General features: G+C 38.9%; 17 protein-coding genes and 1 rRNA gene. 15 read left to right on the top strand and 3 right to left on the bottom strand.

Going from position 1 to position 22,849, the window contains the following annotated elements:
* Nucleotides 1-131: 131 nt before the first annotated feature.
* The 3 genes from rrf to BHU72_RS03515 all read left to right on the top strand — a co-directional run bounded on the left by rrf (nt 132) and on the right by BHU72_RS03515 (nt 3,120).
* Nucleotides 132-248, top strand: a 5S ribosomal RNA gene (rrf, locus tag BHU72_RS03505).
* Between the two features lie 382 nt (nt 249-630).
* Entirely contained in the window at nt 631-1,473 is an 843-nt protein-coding gene (locus BHU72_RS03510; RefSeq protein ID WP_069701255.1) for a phosphate ABC transporter substrate-binding protein, read from the top strand.
* Nucleotides 1,474-1,485: 12 nt separating this feature from the next.
* Nucleotides 1,486-3,120, top strand: coding sequence for a methyl-accepting chemotaxis protein (locus BHU72_RS03515; RefSeq protein ID WP_069701256.1), 1,635 nt, complete (start codon nt 1,486-1,488; stop codon nt 3,118-3,120).
* A 248-nt stretch (nt 3,121-3,368) separates the two neighbouring features.
* Here BHU72_RS03515 and hflC read toward each other — a convergent pair whose 3' ends face one another.
* Both hflC and hflK read right to left on the bottom strand, forming a co-directional pair.
* On the bottom strand, nt 3,369-4,376 hold the full coding sequence (gene hflC, locus BHU72_RS03520) for a protease modulator HflC (protein WP_083248237.1): 1,008 nt from the start codon (nt 4,374-4,376) through the stop codon (nt 3,369-3,371).
* A gap of 1 nt (nt 4,377) precedes the next feature.
* Entirely contained in the window at nt 4,378-5,307 is a 930-nt protein-coding gene (gene hflK / locus BHU72_RS03525; RefSeq protein WP_069701257.1) for an FtsH protease activity modulator HflK, read from the bottom strand.
* 381 nt (nt 5,308-5,688) lie between these two features.
* On the opposite strand from hflK, the gene BHU72_RS03530 reads away from it, so the two are divergent.
* The 11 genes from BHU72_RS03530 (at nt 5,689) to BHU72_RS03580 (ending at nt 18,561) form a co-directional block, all read left to right on the top strand.
* Nucleotides 5,689-7,170 carry a methyl-accepting chemotaxis protein gene (locus tag BHU72_RS03530; RefSeq protein ID WP_069701258.1) on the top strand — a complete coding sequence of 494 codons (1,482 nt, stop codon included), beginning with the start codon at nt 5,689-5,691 and terminating at the stop codon, nt 7,168-7,170.
* A gap of 99 nt (nt 7,171-7,269) precedes the next feature.
* The gene (locus BHU72_RS03535) at nt 7,270-7,701 is read left to right on the top strand and encodes a peptidylprolyl isomerase (RefSeq protein ID WP_069701259.1); all 432 of its coding nucleotides are present in this window, start codon (nt 7,270-7,272) and stop codon (nt 7,699-7,701) included.
* Between the two features lie 303 nt (nt 7,702-8,004).
* Nucleotides 8,005-8,493 carry a DUF2867 domain-containing protein gene (locus BHU72_RS03540; RefSeq protein ID WP_069701260.1) on the top strand — a complete coding sequence of 163 codons (489 nt, stop codon included), beginning with the start codon at nt 8,005-8,007 and terminating at the stop codon, nt 8,491-8,493.
* Between the two features lie 2 nt (nt 8,494-8,495).
* On the top strand, nt 8,496-9,113 hold the full coding sequence (locus BHU72_RS03545) for an ABC transporter ATP-binding protein (protein ID WP_069701261.1): 618 nt from the start codon (nt 8,496-8,498) through the stop codon (nt 9,111-9,113).
* A gap of 32 nt (nt 9,114-9,145) precedes the next feature.
* Complete coding sequence (locus tag BHU72_RS03550; protein ID WP_069701262.1) at nt 9,146-9,925, top strand: ABC transporter permease; 780 nt, start codon at nt 9,146-9,148, stop codon at nt 9,923-9,925.
* Nucleotides 9,926-10,072: 147 nt separating this feature from the next.
* The gene (locus BHU72_RS03555; RefSeq protein WP_245671848.1) at nt 10,073-11,089 is read left to right on the top strand and encodes a sodium:calcium antiporter; all 1,017 of its coding nucleotides are present in this window, start codon (nt 10,073-10,075) and stop codon (nt 11,087-11,089) included.
* A 300-nt stretch (nt 11,090-11,389) separates the two neighbouring features.
* Nucleotides 11,390-11,734 (top strand): cupin domain-containing protein, encoded by a 345-nt coding sequence (locus tag BHU72_RS03560; RefSeq protein ID WP_069701263.1) that lies wholly within the window; start codon nt 11,390-11,392, stop codon nt 11,732-11,734.
* A gap of 221 nt (nt 11,735-11,955) precedes the next feature.
* The gene (locus BHU72_RS03565; protein ID WP_069701264.1) at nt 11,956-12,942 is read left to right on the top strand and encodes an ABC transporter substrate-binding protein; all 987 of its coding nucleotides are present in this window, start codon (nt 11,956-11,958) and stop codon (nt 12,940-12,942) included.
* The gene (locus BHU72_RS03570; RefSeq protein WP_069701265.1) at nt 12,917-13,687 is read left to right on the top strand and encodes an ABC transporter permease; all 771 of its coding nucleotides are present in this window, start codon (nt 12,917-12,919) and stop codon (nt 13,685-13,687) included. The genes BHU72_RS03565 and BHU72_RS03570 overlap by 26 nt, the downstream gene beginning before the upstream one ends.
* A complete protein-coding gene (locus BHU72_RS03575; protein WP_069701266.1) occupies nt 13,678-14,400 on the top strand; it encodes an ABC transporter ATP-binding protein in 723 nt (240 codons plus the stop codon). The genes BHU72_RS03570 and BHU72_RS03575 overlap by 10 nt, the downstream gene beginning before the upstream one ends.
* A 33-nt stretch (nt 14,401-14,433) precedes the next feature.
* On the top strand, nt 14,434-18,561 hold the full coding sequence (locus tag BHU72_RS03580) for an acyl-CoA dehydratase activase (RefSeq protein WP_069701267.1): 4,128 nt from the start codon (nt 14,434-14,436) through the stop codon (nt 18,559-18,561).
* Between the two features lie 116 nt (nt 18,562-18,677).
* Here BHU72_RS03580 and BHU72_RS03585 read toward each other — a convergent pair whose 3' ends face one another.
* Nucleotides 18,678-21,335 carry a cation-translocating P-type ATPase gene (locus BHU72_RS03585; RefSeq protein WP_069701268.1) on the bottom strand — a complete coding sequence of 886 codons (2,658 nt, stop codon included), beginning with the start codon at nt 21,333-21,335 and terminating at the stop codon, nt 18,678-18,680.
* 209 nt (nt 21,336-21,544) lie between these two features.
* On the opposite strand from BHU72_RS03585, the gene BHU72_RS03590 reads away from it, so the two are divergent.
* A complete protein-coding gene (locus tag BHU72_RS03590; RefSeq protein ID WP_069701269.1) occupies nt 21,545-22,549 on the top strand; it encodes a sodium:calcium antiporter in 1,005 nt (334 codons plus the stop codon).
* The last annotated feature ends 300 nt before the right edge of the window (nt 22,550-22,849 follow it).

The following is a 22,849-nucleotide window of genomic DNA, read 5'->3' on the forward strand; positions in this document are numbered from 1 at the left end:
ATAGTGATATGTTAAGCGGACAGATACTAATCGGTCGAGGGCTTAACCAAAAGGGTTAACCCAAAAACGCACACAGAGTAAGACAAAAAATGTTTCGATGTCGATAGTAGGTTTTAGCGTGTAGTTGAATGTCTGGTGGCGATAGCGGAGGGGACACACCCGTTCCCATACCGAACACGATCGTTAAGCCCTCCAGCGCCAATGGTACTTAGGACGTAGGTCCTTGGGAGAGTAGGACGTTGCCAGGCATACATGAGAAAAGCACTTATGGTAAGGATAAGACCTTACTATAAGTGCTTTTTTTGCGTATCAAAACTTATGATAATTCTGACAATCTATATATGGATAATCTATATATGTAGCTTTGCATTAGCAAAACACAGTAATAAATTACTGTGTTTTTGCGTCAGTGTAACTAGGTCATTCTTAAAGTAAGACTTATGCTAAGCATTTAGCGAGACTTATGCGCTTGTGTGCTTCGCCAAAGCTTTCTTTTTATACTTATAGCTAAGTGAAATCCAGTATACATTTCACAAGGTTCTTGGAAACTTAAGCGATATTTAATACAAATCACCAATAATATGGTACTATTTATATATGCATATATAAATACTATTGGGAGTGATATAAATGAAGAAAATATCGATAACAGCTTTCCTTATTGTGACTTTGTTGCTTATAATATGTCATCCGATTTATGGACAAGCAAATAAAATTGATATTTCAGGTTCTAGTACGATGTTGCCTTTTATAACTGAAATTGCAGAGTTGCATAAAGAAATACAAGGGATAGACTTTTCTATTTCGGCAGGTGGTAGCGGCACAGGCGTCAAGAATACGATTAGCGGTACATCTCACATCGGAATGGCTTCAAGGGTCATTAAAGCGGAAGAGAAACAACAGCTAGCAGACTTGCTTGTTGGATTAGATACGATAGTATTTGTAGTGAATGAAAGAAATCCGGTGAATGAAATTAATAAACAACAACTCATCCAAATATACAGCGATGGTAAGACATCATGGGAACAATTTGGTGGGGAAAAAACTCCTATATTTTTAGTAAGTAAAGAGATCGGAAGAGCAACTTTAGAGTTATTCGAAGAGTTTACAGGTCTGAAAAGTCCAAAGAGAAAATTAGAAAATCAAATAGAGATTCTCGATACAGCTATAGAAGTAGGTGCGAATATTGAAGTAGCAACGCTTGTTGGGGGCATTCCGAATGCTATTGGATATTTATCATTAGGAACGGCTATCGAATTACAAGAGAAAGGTATGCCTATAAAGATACTTAAGCTTGAGGGTGTAGAAGCTAATGTAGAAAACGTCGTAAACGGAAGTTATCCTATACTAAGGGAATTGAACGTTGTATATCGTGACGCGAACGAACTACAGGTTCGAACCTTACTAGATCTGTTATTAAGCGAACAGGGGCAAGCAATTATTGAAAAGCATTCTTTTATACCAGTGCGATAGGGGGACGGACATATGCGAATTACAATTGGTAGAAAAATAATTATTCCATTTGCTGTCCTAGGAATTTTTATTGTAAGTGTATTAATAGGAATGAATTATTATCAGAACAATACATTAGATACGTTATTAAAGACAGAGCGAACAGTAGGCGCTATTCAGAGTAATAGCAAATCGATTATAGGGAATATAAAAAGCGGGATACTTACAGGAAATGATTATTACGCAGTACTTGCAGCGAATCAATCACTAGAAATATATGACTTAATCGAAGAGTTAAAGAAGTTCGACGCAGAGCAAGCACTCAATATTGAGACAGAGTATGTTAGCTTTTACTCTAGTGTAGTGGCAGTGCAAGCTGTTTTCTTAGAAAACCGCATTGAAGAGGGTTCCCAAAGGCTAGCTGAAATTGCAGATAAGGAACATATGATGAACCGTTTCCTTGATGCAATATTAACGAAATTAAATAAGGAATACGAACATGCTCGTAATATAATGGCAATCGTGATGACGATTGTGGTTATTGTATTTGTACTGATGATAACTGCGGTACGTTTTATTGTACTACCGAAATTCGTCTTAAAACCGATAGAACAGACTGTTCATTTCGCTGAGGCATTTGGCGATGGAGATCTTACTAAAACCATTAAAGTTTCTTATGATGACGAAATTGGAGATCTTGCAAAAGCATTAAATCAAGGGATTGAGAAAACCCGTTCTGTTATGAAAGATGTCTTACACTCAGCAACAGAAGTAAGTGCATCAAGTGAAGAGTTATCAGCTACTACACAGGAGATCTTGGCCCAAACACAAAATATAAATCATAGTAGCCATGAGATATCGTCAGATATGGAATCCACCCGTTATGCGACAAAATCAGTAGAATCGATTGGTGGTCAGATTGTTGAACTAGCACATACCTTAGTTGAGAAAGTAGACGATGGAAATCGCTCTGTAAAAGAAATAGAACAAAGAGCAGAATCGCTCAAAACAAACGCTGAAAATTCATTGTCCAATAGTAGAAAGATGTACGATGAAAAACACTCTTCGATTGTTCGAGCCATTGAAGAAGGAAAGATTGTTGAAGAAATAGGGAAGATGGCAGACACTATTTCAGAAATTGCTTCGCAAACCAATTTACTTGCTTTAAATGCGGCGATTGAGGCTGCTAGGGCAGGAGAACAAGGGAAGGGATTTGCTGTTGTAGCTGATGAAGTAAGGAAATTGGCTGAACATTCATCGAAAACAGTTGCAGAAATCCAAAATACTATATTACTTGTTCGAAAAGCTTTTGATAACTTGTCCACCAATACGGAGCAGATATTGCAGTACATTGATGAAATAGTAGGTCAGGATTATCGAGATATGGTGAGCAATGGTGAAGCATACTCAAATGATGCAGAAATGGTAAGTAAATTATTTGCTGATTTCTCTCAAACTTGTGAGCAACTTGTTGCTTCAATGGGAGAGGTCAATCAAGGGATACAAAATGTTTCAGTAGGAGTTGAAAATGCAACGACTAGCTCCCAAGGTATTACATCTAATATTAATGAAACAGCTCAAGCCGTCGAAGACATTGCAAAGGTAACCCAGTCTCAGACTGAACTAGCAGAGCACTTGAATGAGTTAGTACACAGATTTAAAGTATAATAAACATTAGATTGAGGTTATTGGATGTCATTCAGTGTCGATGCAGTGAGCAAGGTATGAATGCAAATTCGTAACGACTTATAAGATTGCAGAATTTCATATCAAAATAGAAAATGTTTAAAAATAGAAAAGGGTAGTGACTGATATGTATTAGATATCAGTCACTACCCTAAGTTTTATATAAGTTTTATATAAGTTTTATATAAGTTTTATATAAGTTTTATGAAAGCTTATTGAAAGCTTAAAGTTTAATTTCCGCGTAAGAATTTTGCGTAAGGAGAGTTAAGTGGAAGTATGATTACAGGTTCTCCGCGTAAAGTGGTACGATATGATTCCAGAGTTCGGTAAAGTTCATAAAAATTAGGATCCTTCCCGTAGGAGTCATTATAAATTCTCGCCGCTTCATTTTCCCCTTGAGAAATGATGATTTTGGCTTCAGCATTAGCAGTTGCAATCATTTCTTGCACTTCACGGTCAGTTTCTGCTTTGATTTTCGTAGCTTCTGCATCACCTTGAGATAAATACTGCTGGGCTGTACTTTCGCGCTCTGAAATCATTCGATTAAACACAGCTTGTTCATTACTTGCCGGTAAGTCCGTTCGTTTCATACGGATATCCACTACTTCAATACCGTTTGAGTTTGCTAGAAGTGTATTATTAACCTGCGTGCGTACCAAATCGTTAATATTTCCTCGGCTACCTTTTTCTTCATTAATAATTTCATCGTAATTTAATCGCCCTAATTCTGTGCGGATATTAGAGTAGATAATGTCTCCTAAGCGACCTTCGGCTGCATTCATCGTTCTGAGAGTCTCTATCATAGACCGCGGTGATGTAATTTTCCACACGGCATAATGGTCTACCATAATTCGCTTTTTATCAAAGGTATTAATCTCGGCTGGAGCTACATCGTATATTAATAAATGCTTTGGCAGAGAAGTAATACTTTGAATAATAGGGAGCTTATAGTTTAAGCCAGGTTCATCAATCACTCTAACGACTTCACCGAATTGTCGGACCAGCTTATATTCATTAGGTTTTACAATATATAAGTTACTTAACGCGACCATACTGACTACGAGAAATAACGCTATAGCAATAAAAGATGAACCATACCTTTTGAAATCAAACCCACTTCCCGATGTTTTTGGAGATACATTGATATACTCTTTAGGGTCAGAACCCTTTTGAGAACCGCCACCATTTTGATCGGTAAAAGCATTAATAGCATCTATAAACTTTTTGAAGTCGGACATATTATCGTGCTCCTCCTCTCGTAGCGTCAATCGGCAGATATTTCACAGTACTGCTACTATCTTCCATAATATAGATTTGCGCGCCAGGAAGAATTTCTTCAAGCACCTCTAAGATTAGACGCTGCTTTGTTATATTTGGGTTGTTGGCATATTCTTTGTGAATTGCATTAAACTTCGCAACGTCCCCACGAGCACCTTCGATTCTTTCAATTTTTTGGCCTTCAGCTCTACTGATAATGGCCTCTTTCTCCCCAAGTGCTACGTTAACTTTTTCATTACGATAACGATTGGCTTGATTGATTTTCGTATTACGTTCTTCACGGGCATCCGTCACTTTACGGAAAGCAAGACTCACCTCTTCGTTTGGCAAATCTACGTCCTGTAGGTTGACATTCACGATGGTAATACCAACGTTATACATGTTCACCATTTCTGTTAATAAGTCACGAATATCGTTCATGATAGTGCTTCTACCATCAGTAAGAGCATCATCTACGCTAGAGCTACCTATAACACCCCTTAACGAGGCTGATGTTGCATTGTATAAGACTCTTTGAGGGTCAGAGGTGTTGTAAAGATAAGCAACAGGATCTGTAATTCTCCATTGCACTTCAAGGTCTGCTAAGATAATATTTTCATCACCTGTCACCATTTTGGCATCCTTCTCGTGCTGAATAAAGCTATCGCGTGTTTCTTCATAACCAAAGGTAAGACTGAATGTTTCGCGGGATAACTTTTTTACTTGTTGAATCGGGTATGGCAATTTGAAATGCAATCCTGCTGGGATGATGGATGGGTCTGGATTTCCTAATGTAATTAAAATTGCTTGTTCGGATTGATCGACTGTATACCAGCAAGTAAAGGCACTTATGACAATGATTACAAGGGCAATCACGCCGAAAAAACTAGAAATTAACTTTCTATTACCCATGTTCTTCCTCCTTATCGATTCTATTGATAGACAACAACTAATTAATTATACCTTAAAAACATGTGTATTTATACAGATATCAGAAAACCATACATAATCACTATATAAAATGGCCATATAATATCATCAATTAAATTCATGCGGATTTAGTATATCGGTAAATATACAGGACTGCATCTACACATTCAATATCAAACAATTAAGTAAATTCTATTTATAAAAATGAGTTGTAAGCCTGAGGAATTAATACGTCAGTGTTTTAATCTAACAAAAACAATAATAAATAAATGAAAAAATATACACAGGAAACTGTTAATATAGTATAATGTTAAAATACATAACATACGGTGTCAGAATAATTACAACTGAGGGGTGATGTTGATGTTTTGGAGTAATCGAACGGCACTTAAGAAGCTTACGAATATAGTATCCAAGTATGCATCGGGTAAATTATCGGAAAAAATAAAGTTAGAAGAGTACCCTTCAGAGTACCAAGAGCTCGCTAATTACATCGATCAGTTAGCAGATACGATTCGAGAGTTCACGAAAGCAACACAAGTATCATCTAGTAAGGTTGTTGCTGCGGTGAATCAGGTAAACCAAGCAATTGGCAGTACCAATGAGATTGCATTAGATATTCATAGAGATATCGATCATACGAAACAAATGACAAATAACATTGTCGATGCGGTACAACAAGCGAATGAACAAATTGAAGAAGTGAAGTCCGCGGCAGAAATGATAACATCGATTGCGGGTGGGATTTATCAAGATAGCATCAATACGAATGACATTGCGAAGAAAGGCAGTTTAGCTGTAACGGAAGCAAATCACTCTATGATTGAAATTGCACAAGCTTCAGAAGAAATTGCAGAGAAGATACAAGCGCTAACACACATAACGAAAGAAATAGATAATTTCTTAGCAGCAATTCAAGGGGTATCTGTGCAAACCAATCTATTGGCATTAAATGCATCCATAGAAGCAGCGCGTGCCGGAGAACATGGTAGGGGTTTTGCAGTAGTAGCACAAGAGATTCAGAAGCTATCGAATGACAGTTCCACTGCTGCAGGTTCTGCCAACCGCCTTTTAGTCCAAATCAATAGTGGTGTGAATGATGCGGCTAGAGCCGTAGAAAAGGGAGCAGGTGCTGTAGAAAAGGGCATAAGTGCTACCAATGCGGCAGAAGCAAATTTACGGCTCATTCTTGAGGCGAGCGCAACAATGGAAGGGAAACTTGGGAAAGCCAGTGATGCAAGAAAAGCACAGTTAGATGCAAATCTTAAAGTCTCAAACTTCTTAAATGAAATGGTTGATATATGTAGAGAAGCGGATAAACACGTGTTGGGCATAACAGAAGCCCTGCAATTACAAGAAGAACACCTGCAGGAAACGCAGAATATGGGAGAGCTACTTGAGAATGTGGCGGATACACTAGTGAAAAATACGAATAAAATTTCACTTGTTAACTTATCTGAAGCCGATCGGATTGCATTGGATCAAAAGATTAAACATCTACAGAAAATTTTTGAGCAGGAGATAGCTAATCCGGAAATCTTAACGATGAACAAATCAAGTCATCAAATGATTTTGGAAAGACTAATGAGGCAGCATAAGGAATTAGAAGCTGCATGGACGAATAACCTCAAGGGGGAATTTATTATTTCATTACCTCCGGCAGGAATAGCCAATGCCTCCGATCGTGATTGGTTTAAAGAAGCGGCAAAGGGAAGTTTTTACATATCTCCAATTTATGTATCTGCAATTTCACAACAGTTATGCATTACTATCTCCATGCCAATACAGGCACCTGACAAAAAAATTATTGGAATACTAGGAATCGATTTAACGGTAGGATTTTGATGTTTTGACAGATTTGAAATATGTAGTAGAATATAGAAAGTCAAATATGACTTGAACGAGTAATCGTTCGAGTCAAGTTTATTTAAGGGGTGTAAATATATGGCAAAACAAGCGAAAATCACTATGGAGAACGGCAATGTTGTTGTATTAGAACTATTTGAAGCTGATGCTCCGAATACTGTAGGAAATTTTGAAAAGCTAGTAAATGAAGGCTTTTACAATGGTCTAACATTCCATCGTGTCATTTCGAATTTCGTAGCACAAGGGGGCTGCCCTCGTGGTAACGGAACTGGTGGTCCTGGGTATACAATCAATTGTGAAATCAACCCGAATAAGCATGAGCGTGGATCATTAGCAATGGCGCATGCTGGTAGAAACACTGGCGGCAGTCAGTTCTATATTTGCTACCAGCCACAACCGCACTTAGATGGACAGCACACTGTTTTTGGCAAAGTTGTATCAGGAATGGAACATGTGGATACAATCAAGGGCGGAGACGTTATGCAAAAGGTTGAAGTTTACGAAGCGTAAATCAATTGCGATTTAACGAAAGAATGTTAAAACCATTTATAGAAAAAAGCTGAGCCTATGGCCAGCTTTTTTCATTGCCTATCATGCATAATCATACTGCGTGTTGCGTCACGGCAACCAAGGCATTTACCTACGTCTACATAGACCAAGTGGTTGCCAAGTTATGTATATTGTCATCTTGTAAGACAACGTGAGTAGTATATAATGTGACGTAAGGTAGAATCTTTTCCATAGAGTCGAATGATAGCCTATATTGTTTATTGTTTGTAGTTTACATGTAAAGTGTCTGAAGGGGTTAGCGGAATGTTAGATATACAGAGAGAATACATCACTGATAAAAAAACAATTCATATCCATGCACCTAGGAGCACAGTTTTTGATGTAGTTACTAGTATAGGCGGACAGAATGGTTGGTATTATGCGAATGCTCTTTGGCAAATTCGCGGCTGGATTGATGAGCAGTTAGGTGGAGTTGGAATTGCGCGTGGAAGATTACATCCACAGCAGTTAAGTGTTGGTGATTACTTAGATTTTTGGCGTGTAGAAGCATGGGAAGAACATAAGTTATTGCGTTTGCGTGCAGAGATGAAGATTCCAGGAAAAGCATGGCTTGAATATCAATTGACTACCAACGAAGAAAATAGCACTACTATCGTAAAGCAGACGGCCTATTATGAACCTCATGGAGTATGGGGCTATTTATATTGGTATGCGATGGTGCCAGCACACTATTTCATATTCAACGGAATAGTCCGTGAAATAAAACAACGCACTGAAAAGAAAGGGATGTAGCCATGTTTTCGTTACATCAAGTTACCTATAAAAATATTTTGTCGATTGAGCATATGGAGATTCCAGATAAAAAGTTAACTTGCATTATAGGAGAAAGCGGAAGTGGAAAATCTACGTTATTAAAACTACTGAATCAGATGATCTCTCCAGATAGTGGAGAAATCTTATATAATGGCAAGTCGATAGACGTGTTAGATTCCATAGTCTTGAGAAGGGATGTTGTTATGCTTTCGCAAACGCCAATCATGTATCCAGCTTCTGTAAAGGAAAATTTATTGATAGGATTAGATTTTTCTGAACAAGAGCACCCCAGCGAACAAGCTTTAAACGATGTTTTGCGAGATTTCCACCTAAACAAAAGACTGGAGGACTCCTGTGAGAGGCTTTCTGGTGGGGAAAGACAAAGGATAGCTTTAGCGCGCATTACGCTTATGCAGCCCAAGGTATATTTGCTAGATGAGCCACCAGCATCACTGGATGAAGATACTGCAGATTGGATAATTCAATATCTAAAGGATTTAACCAGGCAACAAGGTGCGACTGTTGTTATGGTTACCCATTCACAAAATATAGCCCAGCAATACGCCGATCATTTGGTTGTGTTGAAAAAGATTGGGTAGTGCTGAAAAAGACGGAGAAGGTGGGATTTTCTATGTCGAGTGTCATTGAACTACAGATGTGGCAGTTAGGGGCTGCTTATGTTTTCATTCTAATATTATTAGTAATAGTAAGAGTCAAAGGGATTAAAAGGGAGACTGAAATTGTCCTTGCCAGTATTCGAATGACATTACAGCTTATTCTGGTAGCATATATTTTGAGCTATATGTTTGATGTGAATCAGCCAATGTTAACGGTGATATTTCTTATTTGTATGCAAGTGTTTGCTATACATAATATTTTTAATCGTGTAAAAATAGAGCTACTTAAAGCAACTAAACTTGTCATTGCTTTTTCTATGGTGGTGGGAACGGTAACGAGTATACTCTACTTTAATTTAATAGTCATTCAATTTAGCCCTTGGCATGACCCGCGCTATTTTATACCAATTGCAGGGATGATTATTGGAAACTCTATGACAGGTATTAGCTTAGGAGTGACTCGTTTAGTGAGTGGCTTTCATGAGCAAAGGGAAATGGTGGAATGTTCATTGATGTTAGGGGCGACACCGAAGATGGCATCTAGATCGATTATAAACCAAGCGTTTGACTCGGCAATATTACCCACGATAAACTCGATGGTTGGGATGGGCATAGTGTTTCTGCCAGGAATGATGACGGGGCAAATTTTATCTGGTATATCTCCGATTGTGGCGGTAGAATATCAAATTGCCATAATGCTAGGAATCGTCGGCAGTGTAACTTTGTCTGTCATTTTATTTGTGCAGTTAGGATACAAGACATTTTTCAATCAAAAGGCGCAGTTGAATATTTAAAATAAGACTCTTTCAATTTTAAAAATAGCCGTAGAGTAGTGTGTTTAGGCTATTGCAGCTTTGTACTGAAAGCAGTACAATCAGATATTGAGATGAAATACAGTAATTATTTACTATTGTATGAAAAGAATTTAGGAGGATATTTTGTTGGACTTTCTTATGTCAGATTTTCTAGTATTTGTGTATTTTTTCATTGCGGCAGGCGTAACAGTTTATTCAGCAGTAAAATTATCAACCTATGCAGATGTCATAAGCGAGAAGACTTCTTTTGGTGGTCTGTTGATTGGGACGGTTCTTCTTGCGGCAGCTACATCACTGCCAGAGGTAACTACTACAGCATCGGCTGTCCTAATTGATAATCCGGACATAGCAATTGGTAATGTGTTAGGAAGTAATATTTTCAACGTATTGATACTAGCGGTGCTCGACATATGGTTCAGAAGAGGACGACTATTCTTATTTGCTTCTGCAACCCATAGAATTACAGCGCTCCTAGGAATTATGATGTCAACGATTGTAATCGTTGCGATGCTATCGAATGTTTCCTACGAGTTTCTTGGTATTGGACTCAGTAGCTATATCATTGTTGCAACGTATATCATTGGCATGTGGGCAATTTCGAAGATTAACATGAAAGTAAAGTCGTCGATTCTCCAAGAAGAGATAAAGCCTCCAGCAAGTGACAATGAAGATATATCTGTAAAAACGGCAGTAATCGGTTTTGCTTCATTCTCTGTGGTCATTATGCTTTCGGGAACTGCATTAGCTGTGTTTGGAGATAAAATTGCAGTCATTACAGGTCTAGGCTCAACATTTGTCGGCAGTTTCTTAATTGCCGCTACAACCTCCTTGCCAGAAGTAGTCAGTGTGTATGCAGCGTTTCGATTATCGAATGTGAACCTGGCAATAGGCGCAGTATTAGGAAGCAATATTTTCAACATGTTAATTATTCCGTTTGCCGATCTTATGTATCGAAAGGGTAATATCTTGACGGCGATTGATTCAGTTCAGGTAATTACAGCCTTTGGTGGTGTTACTCTATCTGCACTTCTAATGTTTACGTTATACTACCGTAAGGCCAAGACAATTTGGCAATACTCTATACCGCCAGCCGTCATTACGGTTGTATACTTTGTCGTTACGTATATCATTTTTAACTATTAAGTCAAATCTAACGCTTAAACAAAATTTAACTGATAAGTCAAAAAGTAGTCTCGTGAAGTGCTTGTGAAAGTACTTTGCGAGACTTTTTTCGTTTCGAAATGTCGATGACTCGCTTTATAGAAGTATATTATGATTAAAATCTTCCTAAGGGGTATGATGAAATTCTTAGAAATGTGTGATGGAATTCACTGCGGAGGGAATTCTATAAGATTATAATCAAGATAACAAGTAACATTGATTATTGATATCGATGATGTTCGGCGAATACTTTTGACAAAAAACTAAGGGGGTTTTTTATTTATGCAACAACAATTTATTAAGAATATACCATTTTCTCAAGCCTTATCTATGCAAGGGCTAATTGATTACCAACCAGGTAAGGTCGTAAGTTTAACATTATCACAAAGGTTAGACTTCAACATGACGCTATTTGCATTTGAAAAGGGAGAAGGAATTAGTGCTCATTCTGCGCCTGGTGATGCGCTGGTTCATATTTTGGATGGTAAGGCGGAAATCACAATTGGCGATGAGAAGATTATTGCTTCCGCAGGTGAAGTGGTAGTAATGCCAGCGAATATCCCTCACGCATTAGATGCAATTGAGAGATTTAAGATGTTTCTAGTGGTGGTAAAGCCGTCAGTGTAAAAAAATAATTATCAAATCGAATAAGCAGTATAAAGAGAACCTTGTAGAAACGGTAGTTTTTACAAGGTTTTTTTGCATGCAAAATGCTGTGTTTTTTAAAAAAACCATAAAAATAATTATCATTATCAAAAATGTGATATAAATCATAGATTTTCAAGAAACAATCCTATATAATTCTGATTGTAAATGATAATTATTATCAAAAACAGGGGGAATGTACGTTGAAAAAAGTATTGTTATTCAGTCTAATTCTTGTAGCAACCTTTGTGTTTATGGTTGGGTGCGATATGGAAGAGGTAGCTCAACCAGCACTAAAGGAAACACCAAAAGAAAATGTGGTAGCAGAAAAAGCAAATTATGTGTTTCTAACACCAAAGTCAGCACCTGCATACCCAGCGTTGTTAATGAAGGAGCAAGGTATTGATAATTTAGAAATTAACACTTGGGACACGGTAGAACAATTAGTGGCTAGCCTGCAGAAAAATGAAGCACAATTTACAGCTGTTCCTTTAAATGTAGCTGCTACTTTAGCTAAGAAAATGCCATTACAGTTGATTAACGTAAATACATGGGGCACTATTTTCATGGTTAGTACGGATGAATCAGTGAAAAGTTTAGCAGATTTACAAAACGAAACAATATTTGTATCACATAAAAGTGGACCACCTGATGTGTTAATTCGATACTTATTAGAAAAAGAAGGTCTACTAGATAAAGTAACTCTACAATATGCAACACCGCCGGAAATCTCTCAACTAATCATTAGTGGAAAGATTAAACATGCGGTACTTCCAGAGCCTTCACTTAGCGGGGTTAGAATGCAATTAAAAGATAAGCTCTTTGAAGTAATCGATTTCCAAAAAACGTGGATGGCAGAGTACAATCAAAGCTTGCCACAAGCAGGCATAGTAGTAAATGCAAATTGGGCAAAAGCGAATCCAAAAGCAGTACAAGAATTCTTAGAAGCATATCAGCATGCTGCTGAAAACATTATGGTCGATCAAGCGAAAACAGCAAGTGTAGTAGCACGAGCTTTTGAGATGAAAGAGCCTGTAGTTCAAAGCTCACTTAATAAAATGATCATTCAAGCAGTACCTGCACTAGAAGCAAAGCCTGCCATTGAAAAATATTTTAATACATTATTATTGCTGCAACCAGAAGCTATTGGGGAGAGTTTACCTGATGAAGGGTTTTATTATAAACCTTAAAAAAATAATATTAGGCTCGTTAGCGATAGCAACGGTGATTCTGATTTGGTGGGGGATATCGAAAAACGTATCCCCTATCGTTTTACCGTCTCCTATAGAGACTATCGAAGCATTACAGAAGCTAGCGGAAAGTGGCAAGCTTTGGAAAGAAATAGCAATTACGGCAGAGCGTGTATGTATTGGATTCACAATATCACTAGTTCTTGGCACCTTTCTAGGATGCATGATTGGATCGTTTCCTATGTTGTTTCATTTTTTCAAGCCAATCATTGTCATAATTCAGACAACCCCACCTATATCTTGGATTATTCTAGCTATCATATGGTTTGATTTTGGGGGCGCAGCGCCAATCTTTGTAGTTGTCATAGCAACGTTTCCGATTTTTGTTATAAACGCGATACAAGGAACTCGCCAGATTCCTTCTTCTTTAGTTGAAATGGCAAAGATATTTCATGCAAGTTTTCTGCAAATTGCAAAAGACATATATTTTCCTGCCCTATGGCCATTTGTATCCTCAGCTATCTCGATTTGTATAGGAATAAGCTGGAAGACAATTGTTATGGCTGAATTGTTAAGTAGTAGTTCAGGAGCTGGTGCTGCTCTAAGCTGGGCGCGCTTGCAATTGGAAACAGCACAGGTGTTAGCTTGGACGTTAGTCATTGTAATACTTGGAGTTACGATTGAACAAGTTTTCCAAAGAATAAGTGATATGACAAGAGCCGGGAGGATTCAAGAATGGAAATAAAAAACCTTACTTTTTCATATCAAGGGAAACACGTATTTCAAGACTTCTCAATGACGATCCCGTCTCAAAAAATCACTTGTATATTAGGAAGGTCCGGGATTGGGAAGTCAACATTACTACAGCTCATCGCAGGAATCAAAACACCTAAGCTTGGAATGATAACTCACCGGAATCACCCGACGAATGATTGTAAAATTAGCTATATTTTTCAAGAACATAGACTTCTTCCATGGAAAACAGCGTTAGAAAATGTTGAATTCGTGCTATTCAATAGTTATGAGCAAGTCAAGAGAAAAGAGCTAGCCAAACAAATGCTAATGGCAGTCGGACTTGAGCAAGATTTACATGCATTCCCCCACGAGTTAAGTGGAGGCATGCGGCAGCGGGTATCGATTGCTAGGGCATTTGCTGTGAATCCAGACATTTTACTATTAGACGAACCGTTACAAGGGCTTGATATTACAACTCGGGGAGAAATCCAAAGACTATTCTTAAAGCTCTATCAAGAGTATAATCCTACGGTTGTCTATGTGACGCACGATTTAGAGGATGCATTGATGGTCGCGGATTGCATTGTGGTATTTGCATATCAGCCAGTATATATCGGTTTCGATGAATGTATTAATATATCAATTTATGAACGTGACAAAGATCCGCAAATACAAGATATTAGGCAGCGGTTATATAAACATATGGGACATATAGGGAAGTAAAGAAAGACATGAATCAATGAGGGGGAAAACATTATGCCATCCAGTCTTGGGATTGATATAGGATCATCTTCAGTTAAGGTAGCAATCGTTGATAAACATAACAAAACGCAATATACAAAGTATGTCTTACATTTTGGAAAGCCGCTAGATATATTGAAAGCAATACTAAATGAAATGCCTGATTCACTTCAAAAGGAAGTCCAATCCGTAGGTTTCACAGGAAATGGCAGTAAACAGTTTAAAGACTTAGACATTCCATATTTTAGCGAGCTATCTTCTCAATCGGTTTGGGCGAAGCATGTTTACCCTGACGTAAAAACGATTATAGAAATGGGTGGGCAAGAGACCAAACGCATTCGCTTTACTGATCGTGGTATGCAAGTCGATATGAGTAGTGATTGTTCTGCGGGGACAGGGTCTTTTTTAGAACATCAAGCAGAACGTTTAGGGTTACCGCTTGATTGCTATCGAGATGCATTAGCAAAACATACAGATATACCAAGAATAGCCGGGCGATGTAGCGTGTTTGCCAAGACAGATATTATTCATTTACAACAAGAAGGCACATCGATTGATAATATCCTCATGGGATTAAGTTATGCCGTTGCCCGCACTTTTAAAGGTGCAGTCATTAAGAAGCAAAGACTTGAATTACCTATCCTTTTTCTTGGCGGTGTAGCATCAAATCCTGCGATGGTTCACGCAATTGAGAAACTACTGGACGTGGAAGGGCAGCTAGTGGTACCAGAAGAACATAATGTTTCAGGTGCTATCGGTGCCGCGATGCAGGCATTACAACAAGCTAATGAATTAAAATGGGACGATATAGTATTAATCATCAACAGCTATAGTGATAATAAAATGGTAAGCACTGCAAGCTTAGCGAAACTAGAAATGGATAGCGATAGACGATTCAATCCGTTAACTGCAAAAAGCAGCAAAGGAATCTATGACGGCCCAAAAAACACTACTATCGATACATCAGAAATAACTGGCGTATATATAGGGGTTGACGTAGGTTCAACGAGTACCAATGTAGTAATGTTAAGCCAAAACGGTGATGTGCTTGATTACCGCTATCTTGCAACGGCTGGAAAACCATTACAAGTAGTTCAACAAGGGTTACAAGAAATTGGAGTGAATGTAAAAGGTATTAAAGTACTAGGGGTAGGTGTGACAGGGTCAGGCAGATATCTAACTGGTGAATATGTTGGAGCAGATCTCGTAAAGGATGAGATTACAGCTCAAGCACGTGCAGCAGCTGAATATAATGCAAACGTGGATACAGTTCTAGAAATTGGCGGTCAGGATTCCAAGTTTATTAGGCTCAACCAGGGTACAATTGTTGATTTTGAGATGAACAAAGTCTGTGCGGCAGGTACGGGATCGTTTCTTGAAGAACAATGCAAGAAATTGAACATACAAGTAGAGGACATGGGAGAAATGGCATTGGCGGCCGAGGAACCGAGTAATCTTGGGGAACGCTGCACTGTTTTTATGGAAACCAGCCTCACATCTTACTTACTGCAAGGGGCAAAGTTGAATGACTTAGTGGCTGGATTATGTTACGGGGTAGCTGCGAACTATCTTAACCGTGTTGTAGCTGGCAGACCATTAGGTGATAATATTGTATTTCAGGGCGGAGTCGCCAATAACTTAGGTGTATTAGCGGCCTTCGAGAAATTAACAGGGAAAAAAATTACACAGGCTCCCCATGCGAGTATTACAGGCTGTATTGGAGCGGCACTATTAGCAAAAGATGCGAACATCATCGAAAGCCAATTTAAGGGTTTTGATAAATTTGCAGGTTCTATCGATGTAGAATCTATAAAATTAAACGTAAAGGCAGTCGGGAATCTATCAAACGCTGACGTAAGTACGGGTAAAAATCCTAGTAGTGAGCCGGAATTATTTGCACTCCGTAACCAGCGATACCTTGCACATTACACTGGCGAAAAAATCCCTGGAAAGAAAACAATCGGGATTCCAAGGGTGCTATTTGTCCATAAGATGTTCCCAATGTTCCGCACTTTATTTACGCATCTAGGTTATAACGTGGTTCTTTCTGATGCTACGGATGAGTCTATTGTCAAGGCAAGTCAGGAGTATAGCTTTGAGGAAGCATGTTTCCCAGTGAAATTAATTAACGGGCATGTGGCCAATCTATTAGGTCAAGGTGTAGATTATGTATTCTTGCCGAACGTCGTAACAATGAAACACCCTGTATCTAAGACTCGACAGGATTATCCGTGTACGTTCATGCAACAGGCAGCACTAACTGTGAAACTGGCAATGGATTTAGAAGGTAAGGGAGTTGAGTTGCTAAACCCCACTCTCTCATTTAAATTCGGTAAATTGTATATGATGAAAACATTCGTTAAGTTAGGACTGAAACTTGGCAGTCTACCACATAACACGATTAAGGGCGTTAAGAAAGCCTTTGGAGCATTTGAAGCTTTTGATAAAGGCTTAGAAACTATGGGCAAGGAATATCTAAGCAAGGTATCTACGAATGAGTTGGTCTTCGTGTTGATGACTCGTCCTTATGGGGTTATTGATCCAGTGCTGAACATGAAGATACCACAAAAACTTCATCAAATGGGCCATAAGGTTATACCGATGGATGTACTACCAGTGCACGGATATGATATGAACGTAGATTATCCGAACATGTATTGGCCATTTGGTCAACATATTTTGGCAGCAGCCAAAATCATTAAGGATACACCGAATCTCTATGCAATCTATCTCACAAACCATGGTTGTGGTCCAGATACGATGATATCGCATTTTATGCAACAAGAAATGGGTGACAAGCCTTATCTTCATCTTGAGGTTGATGAACACTATTCCAGTGTCGGGGTACAAACTCGCTTGGAAGCATTTATAAATAGTCTAGAAAAGCAAATATCGTCAAGGGTTGATGTAACCGATACTGCGCCTAACCAAGTTGCAGCCACTACAGAAGCGCATGTGGAAGCTGTTAATACAGCTACGCAATCAATACTGACCAAACAAGGCCTGCATCAAGTACTTGTATTACCAAACTGGGGTAGCTATTCTAAAGTGGCAGCGAAATACTTAATCAATCGCGGTCATAAGGTGGAGATACTTCCACAAACCACTACTGTTTCGATGGCGATAGGTAGGAAGTTCAGCATATCGAAGGAATATTTCACCATGGTCAGTCTCTTAGGAGATGTGTTTTCTTATTTGGCTAAGCCTACCCAGGAAAACACGCAAGTATCGCTGCTAATACCAACTTCCGAGGGTGCTGAAATTCATGGTTTATATGGGCAGCTAGTACAGAGAGAATTATTGAATGCTAATTATACCGACGTCAAAGTAGTGAGTCCATTCATTGAAGACCTGTTCCAGGATGGAGCGTGGTTGTCTTATGGAGAAGATTTGTTTAAAAGAATGCTAGCAGTTGACTGGTTAAATTATGTATTAAGTCAGTGTGGTGGTATATATGGGGCTAACAAACAAACGCTTACAGAATATGATCATGCGATTGATACGATTGAAGAATGGTTTGAAGATGGTTCGCAATGTAAAGCAATAGCTGCGAAACTTTTACAAGGTCATAACCCTAATCTCATTCCGATAGGGATGATTGGTGAAGCATGGGCAATTTACAATCCTGCTCTGCGCAAAGAGTTTGAGTTGGAAATCAACCGCTTAGGGGGCACATTGATTAATCCTCCCCTTTCAGAGTTAGTGCTTACGAACATCATGCAGAAACGTGATGAACACGCGGCACAAAAAGAAGGGAAGAAATATCTTCAATATATGATGCTTTATATGAAAACACACGGGCTCTATCAAGATTTTGCGAAAAAAGTAGAAGACTCCGGCACTATCTTTGCTGATCCTAAAGAAATTATGTTGGAAGGTACGAAATATTTAAAACATTTCTTTGCAGGTTTGGCGCAGCACCGTTTAGGAAAACCAAAAATCATGAGACAACAAGGCATAAAAGGCGTGATACACTTTACGAGTATGTATGAAAATGTCGGTATTATTGTCAATCTATTGAGTGGTAAAGCGAGGGAAGAAGCGAACGTACCATGGCTTAACTTCGGATATGATGGTAGATTAACACAGAAGGACGAACTCAACTTAGAGGCTTTCGTAGAGTCCTTAAAAGAAGAAAAATAGAGTCCCTAGGTAGAAACGGAAAAATCGAAAAAGTGTATCGAAAAAGTGTATCGAAAAAGTGTATAGGATTGAAGGAAATAAAAGCCAGGCGAATGCCTGGCTTTTATTAGTTATGCTCATTGTTTCTCAAGACGAAACTTAAACAATTCCATTACTACTAGCAGGAAAGATGCTAATAGTAAAAGTGGAAAGAATGTACCGAGCGGTATTGGTTCTACTTGCAGAATGTTTTGCAGCACGCTGTTATGAGTCGCAAAAATATGGATTCCAAAAGCGGCGACAACGCCGCCGATGACATAGTAATTTCGAGAGATGGGAACGCGGAAAGCGGAAAGCGTCTCGGAGCGGCAATTGAATACGTGTATATTCTCAAACAGCACCATTAGCATCAAGATTAGATTTCTTGCCATATGCTCATCCATACCTAATGATAAGAGTGAAGCCCATAATCCAAACGCCCCAATGGCCATAGTGGCTCCAGAAATACAAATTTGTTTGATCATGACTGGATTGAATATGCCTTCGGAAGGTTTTCTCGGAGGCCTTTTCATAATATCTCGCTCTGCGCCCTCTAAGGCTAGTGTTACATGCTGAAAGCCATTGGTTACTAAGTTCAACCATAATATCTGTACGGCAAGGAGCGGAATTGGTAGACCAAATAAAAGAGCAAATAGGAATAATAATACCTCTGCAAAGCCTGTTGCCACAAGAAGGTATATAACTTTGCGGATATTAATATAAGCTGTCCTTCCTTCTTCAATTCCAGCTACAATGGATGTGAAATTATCATCTGTAACAATGATTGATGCGATTTCTTTTGTAACGTCTGTTCCAGAACCCATTGCAACACCAATATTGGCATTCTTGAGGGCGGGAGCATCGTTGGCGCCGTCACCAGTAACGGCAACGAAATTTCCTAATTGCGTCAGGGCCTGTACAATTTGCAGTTTCTGTAAGGGAGTTACCCTTGCAAATACGCGAACACGCTTGACAACTTCAAGGAATCCCGGATGAGTAAAATCTTCGAAAACAGCTAATTGAGATCCTGTGATTACATCTTTCCCATTGTTTGCAATCCCTAACTCTTTAGCAATTGCAAGGGCGGTCAATGGGTGATCGCCAGTAATCATAGCGACTTGGACGCCTGCTTGGTGGCAAGTATCTACAGCTGCTTTTACTTCTGGTCGCAGTGGGTCGATAAGAGCAATCAGACCGAGAAGGTTTAAGTTCCTTACATCGGAAATCGCAGGTGTTACTCTTGGAACGTGTTGAGAAAGTGTAGCGTCAGCAATTGCGATCACTCGGTAGCCTTGATTCGCTAAATCATTTGCTTGTTGCTCAATCGCTTGTGTATCGATTGACGCCACTTCACCAGAGCTCATGGTATGGCTGCATAGGGGTAGAATCGACTCTAGAGCGCCTTTGATTGCTAATTTCACTACCTCCCCATCTTGATAAAAGGTTGCTGAATAACGCAATTCGGACTCAAAAGGGATGTCGTGAATAATTTTCTTGGAATTTCTAAACGCCTTGGGCTGTATGCCATGCTTATACCCTAGCGCTAATAATGCCACATCTACCGCGTCGCCACTATGGACCCATTCTTGTTGTTCGTCATCTAAGGTTGCTTCGTTCGTCATGATAGCCGACTCGACAATTCGATTGAGATGGGATGAATTATTTAGAATCTCCCCCGTGCCATTATAACCTTCCCCTGTGATTTTGAACTTGTCCCCGCTTGGCAGTACAATTAATTTTACAGTTTGTTGGTTCACGGTAAGTGTTCCTGTTTTGTCACTCGCAACAAAAGTACAGCTACCTAAACTCTCCACAGCTGTCAGCTTGCGAACAATGACACTTCGCTTCGACATCCTTTTTGTCGCGACTGACAATGCAACAGTAATGGCCACTGGTAAGCCTTCGGGAATCGCAGAAACAGCCAAAGCAACAGCCAAAAAGAATATGTCTACATAAGCAATACCTTGATAGGAGGCTAGCACAGCCAGTAGAACACAAACTCCTAGCACGATATAACTGATATCCTTTGAGAACTTCTCCATTCGAATAGAAAGTGGCGGCTTATTTGACTCTGTTGAAACAGTAGCATCAGCTATTTTCCCTAACTCTGTGCTATGCCCTGTTGCTACCACAATTCCTATGCCACGACCAGAAACAACAGTTGAACCTGCATACCCCATATTTAAACGATCACTTATAGGATTGTCTGTGGATAAGGACTGTACATCCTTCATTCTAGCTATCGATTCCCCTGTTAGTAGAGATTCGTCAATCGTTAATTGATTGACTTGCACAAAGCGTACATCCGCAGGGACTTTATTCCCGGATTCTAAATAGATAATATCTCCAGGTAATAATTCTTCTGCAGGAAGGTCGATGATTTTGCCATCACGTTTTGTTCTAGCATAAATCTTTAGTAGATTTTGTAGCGCTGCAGCACTTTTCTCCGCTCCATATTCTTGAAACGAGCCAAGTAATGCATTGGCGAGGATTACTATAAAAATAAACAACGCATCAATCGTTTCACCAATCATAGTTGAGAACAAACCAGCCGCAATCAGGATATAAATTAATGGACTTAGAAACTGGCGTGCAAATATTTCAAGCATGGTAGGGAGCTTTTTCGAAGGTAGCACATTCTGACCGTATACCTTTATGCGATTATTGGCATCAACAGTGGTCAAGCCTTCTTGTTCGTTTGTTTGAAGAAAATCTACTACATCTTTTATCTCTAATGCATGCCATTGATGATTCATCTTACCACCTCCCAGTGCTGAGTGTCCGTATAAATTAGTATATAGAATGTGTTGAATGGATTCATTGATTTATGTGTTTCTGCTCGTGTCAAACCCCAAGTTAAAGCCTCGTCTCGTATGCTCGGATTGAATAAACAGGATTGGGGCATATTGAAATTAAGCATAAATCATTTGGAACGAGAATAAATCATTGAAACGAGGCGACTGATTTGGTATTTGTATACTTTTTAATAGCTTCTATAGTTACTGTGTATTCTGCGATGAAGTTATCGAATTATGCAGATGTACTGAGTGAGAAAACATCATTCGGAGGTTTACTCATTGGTACTGTATTGTTAGCCGCTGCAACTTCACTACCGGAAGTTACAACAACGATTTCAGCCATTGTCATTGACAATCCGGACATTGCCATTGCTAATGTTCTTGGAAGTAATATATTCAATGTACTGGTGATAGCGGTCTTCGATATCCTGTTTCGTCGGAAACGACTGTTTTTGTTAGCTTCTTATACCCACAGAATTACTGCAACTTTAGGTATCGTATTAACGATTATTGTCATGGTCGCCATGCTCCTAGATACGACATATCAATTGATTGGTATTGGATTAAGTAGCATCCTCTTAGTTATTGTGTACGGATTAGGGATGTGGGTCATATCGAAAATCAACATCCAAGTAAAGTCGCATATTTTACAGGAGGAAATACAAGCAGAATCGAAGATTACCGAACCTAAAGTTGCAGATATATCAGTAAGGCAAGCGGTGATAGGATTTGCGGTTTTCTCGCTAGTCATCTTAGTCTCAGGAAGCGCCCTAGCAATCCTAGGAGATAAGATTGCGATTATCACTGGCTTAGGGTCTACCTTTGTAGGTAGTTTCTTGATTGCGGCTACAACGTCCCTTCCTGAGGTAGTCAGTGTATACGCAGCACTAAAGCTATCCAATGTGAATCTAGCCTTGGGTGCTGTTCTAGGTAGTAATATATTTAACATGTTGATTATTGCTTTTGCAGACTTAGTATATCGGCATGGTAGTATTCTTGGAGCCATTGATCCAATTCAGTTTGTTACAGCATTTGGTGGTGCAGTGATGGCGTTACTGTTACTTGTTACGCTGTTTTATCGGAAAGCCAAAAATCTATGGGTATACTCCATTCCACCTACAATTATAGTAATCACTTATTTTATCGTGACCTTTATCATCTTTACGCAGTGATGGAGCTATTGTACGATTAAGGCAATCGTATATAAGAATTATACTAGGATGTTATATATTGCATGCCGACAATGGGAAGGACTTATGCCATTTCGTGTAGAATAGATATATAAGGTGTAAAATAGATACATAAATAGATGTGAGTGAATAAATACGGGATTTTAACTTTATGATTTTAAACTTTTTAAATTTGAATAGTATTCTCATAATCAAATAAACAATTATAATATTTAATAATACTTTCAAATTAAGTAAGTGTAATATAGAGTATGTGGAGATAGAGATAGAGATAGAGATAGA

This window comes from Desulfuribacillus stibiiarsenatis, from assembly GCF_001742305.1.
Taxonomy (GTDB): Bacteria; Bacillota; Bacilli; order Desulfuribacillales; family Desulfuribacillaceae; genus Desulfuribacillus_A; species Desulfuribacillus_A stibiiarsenatis.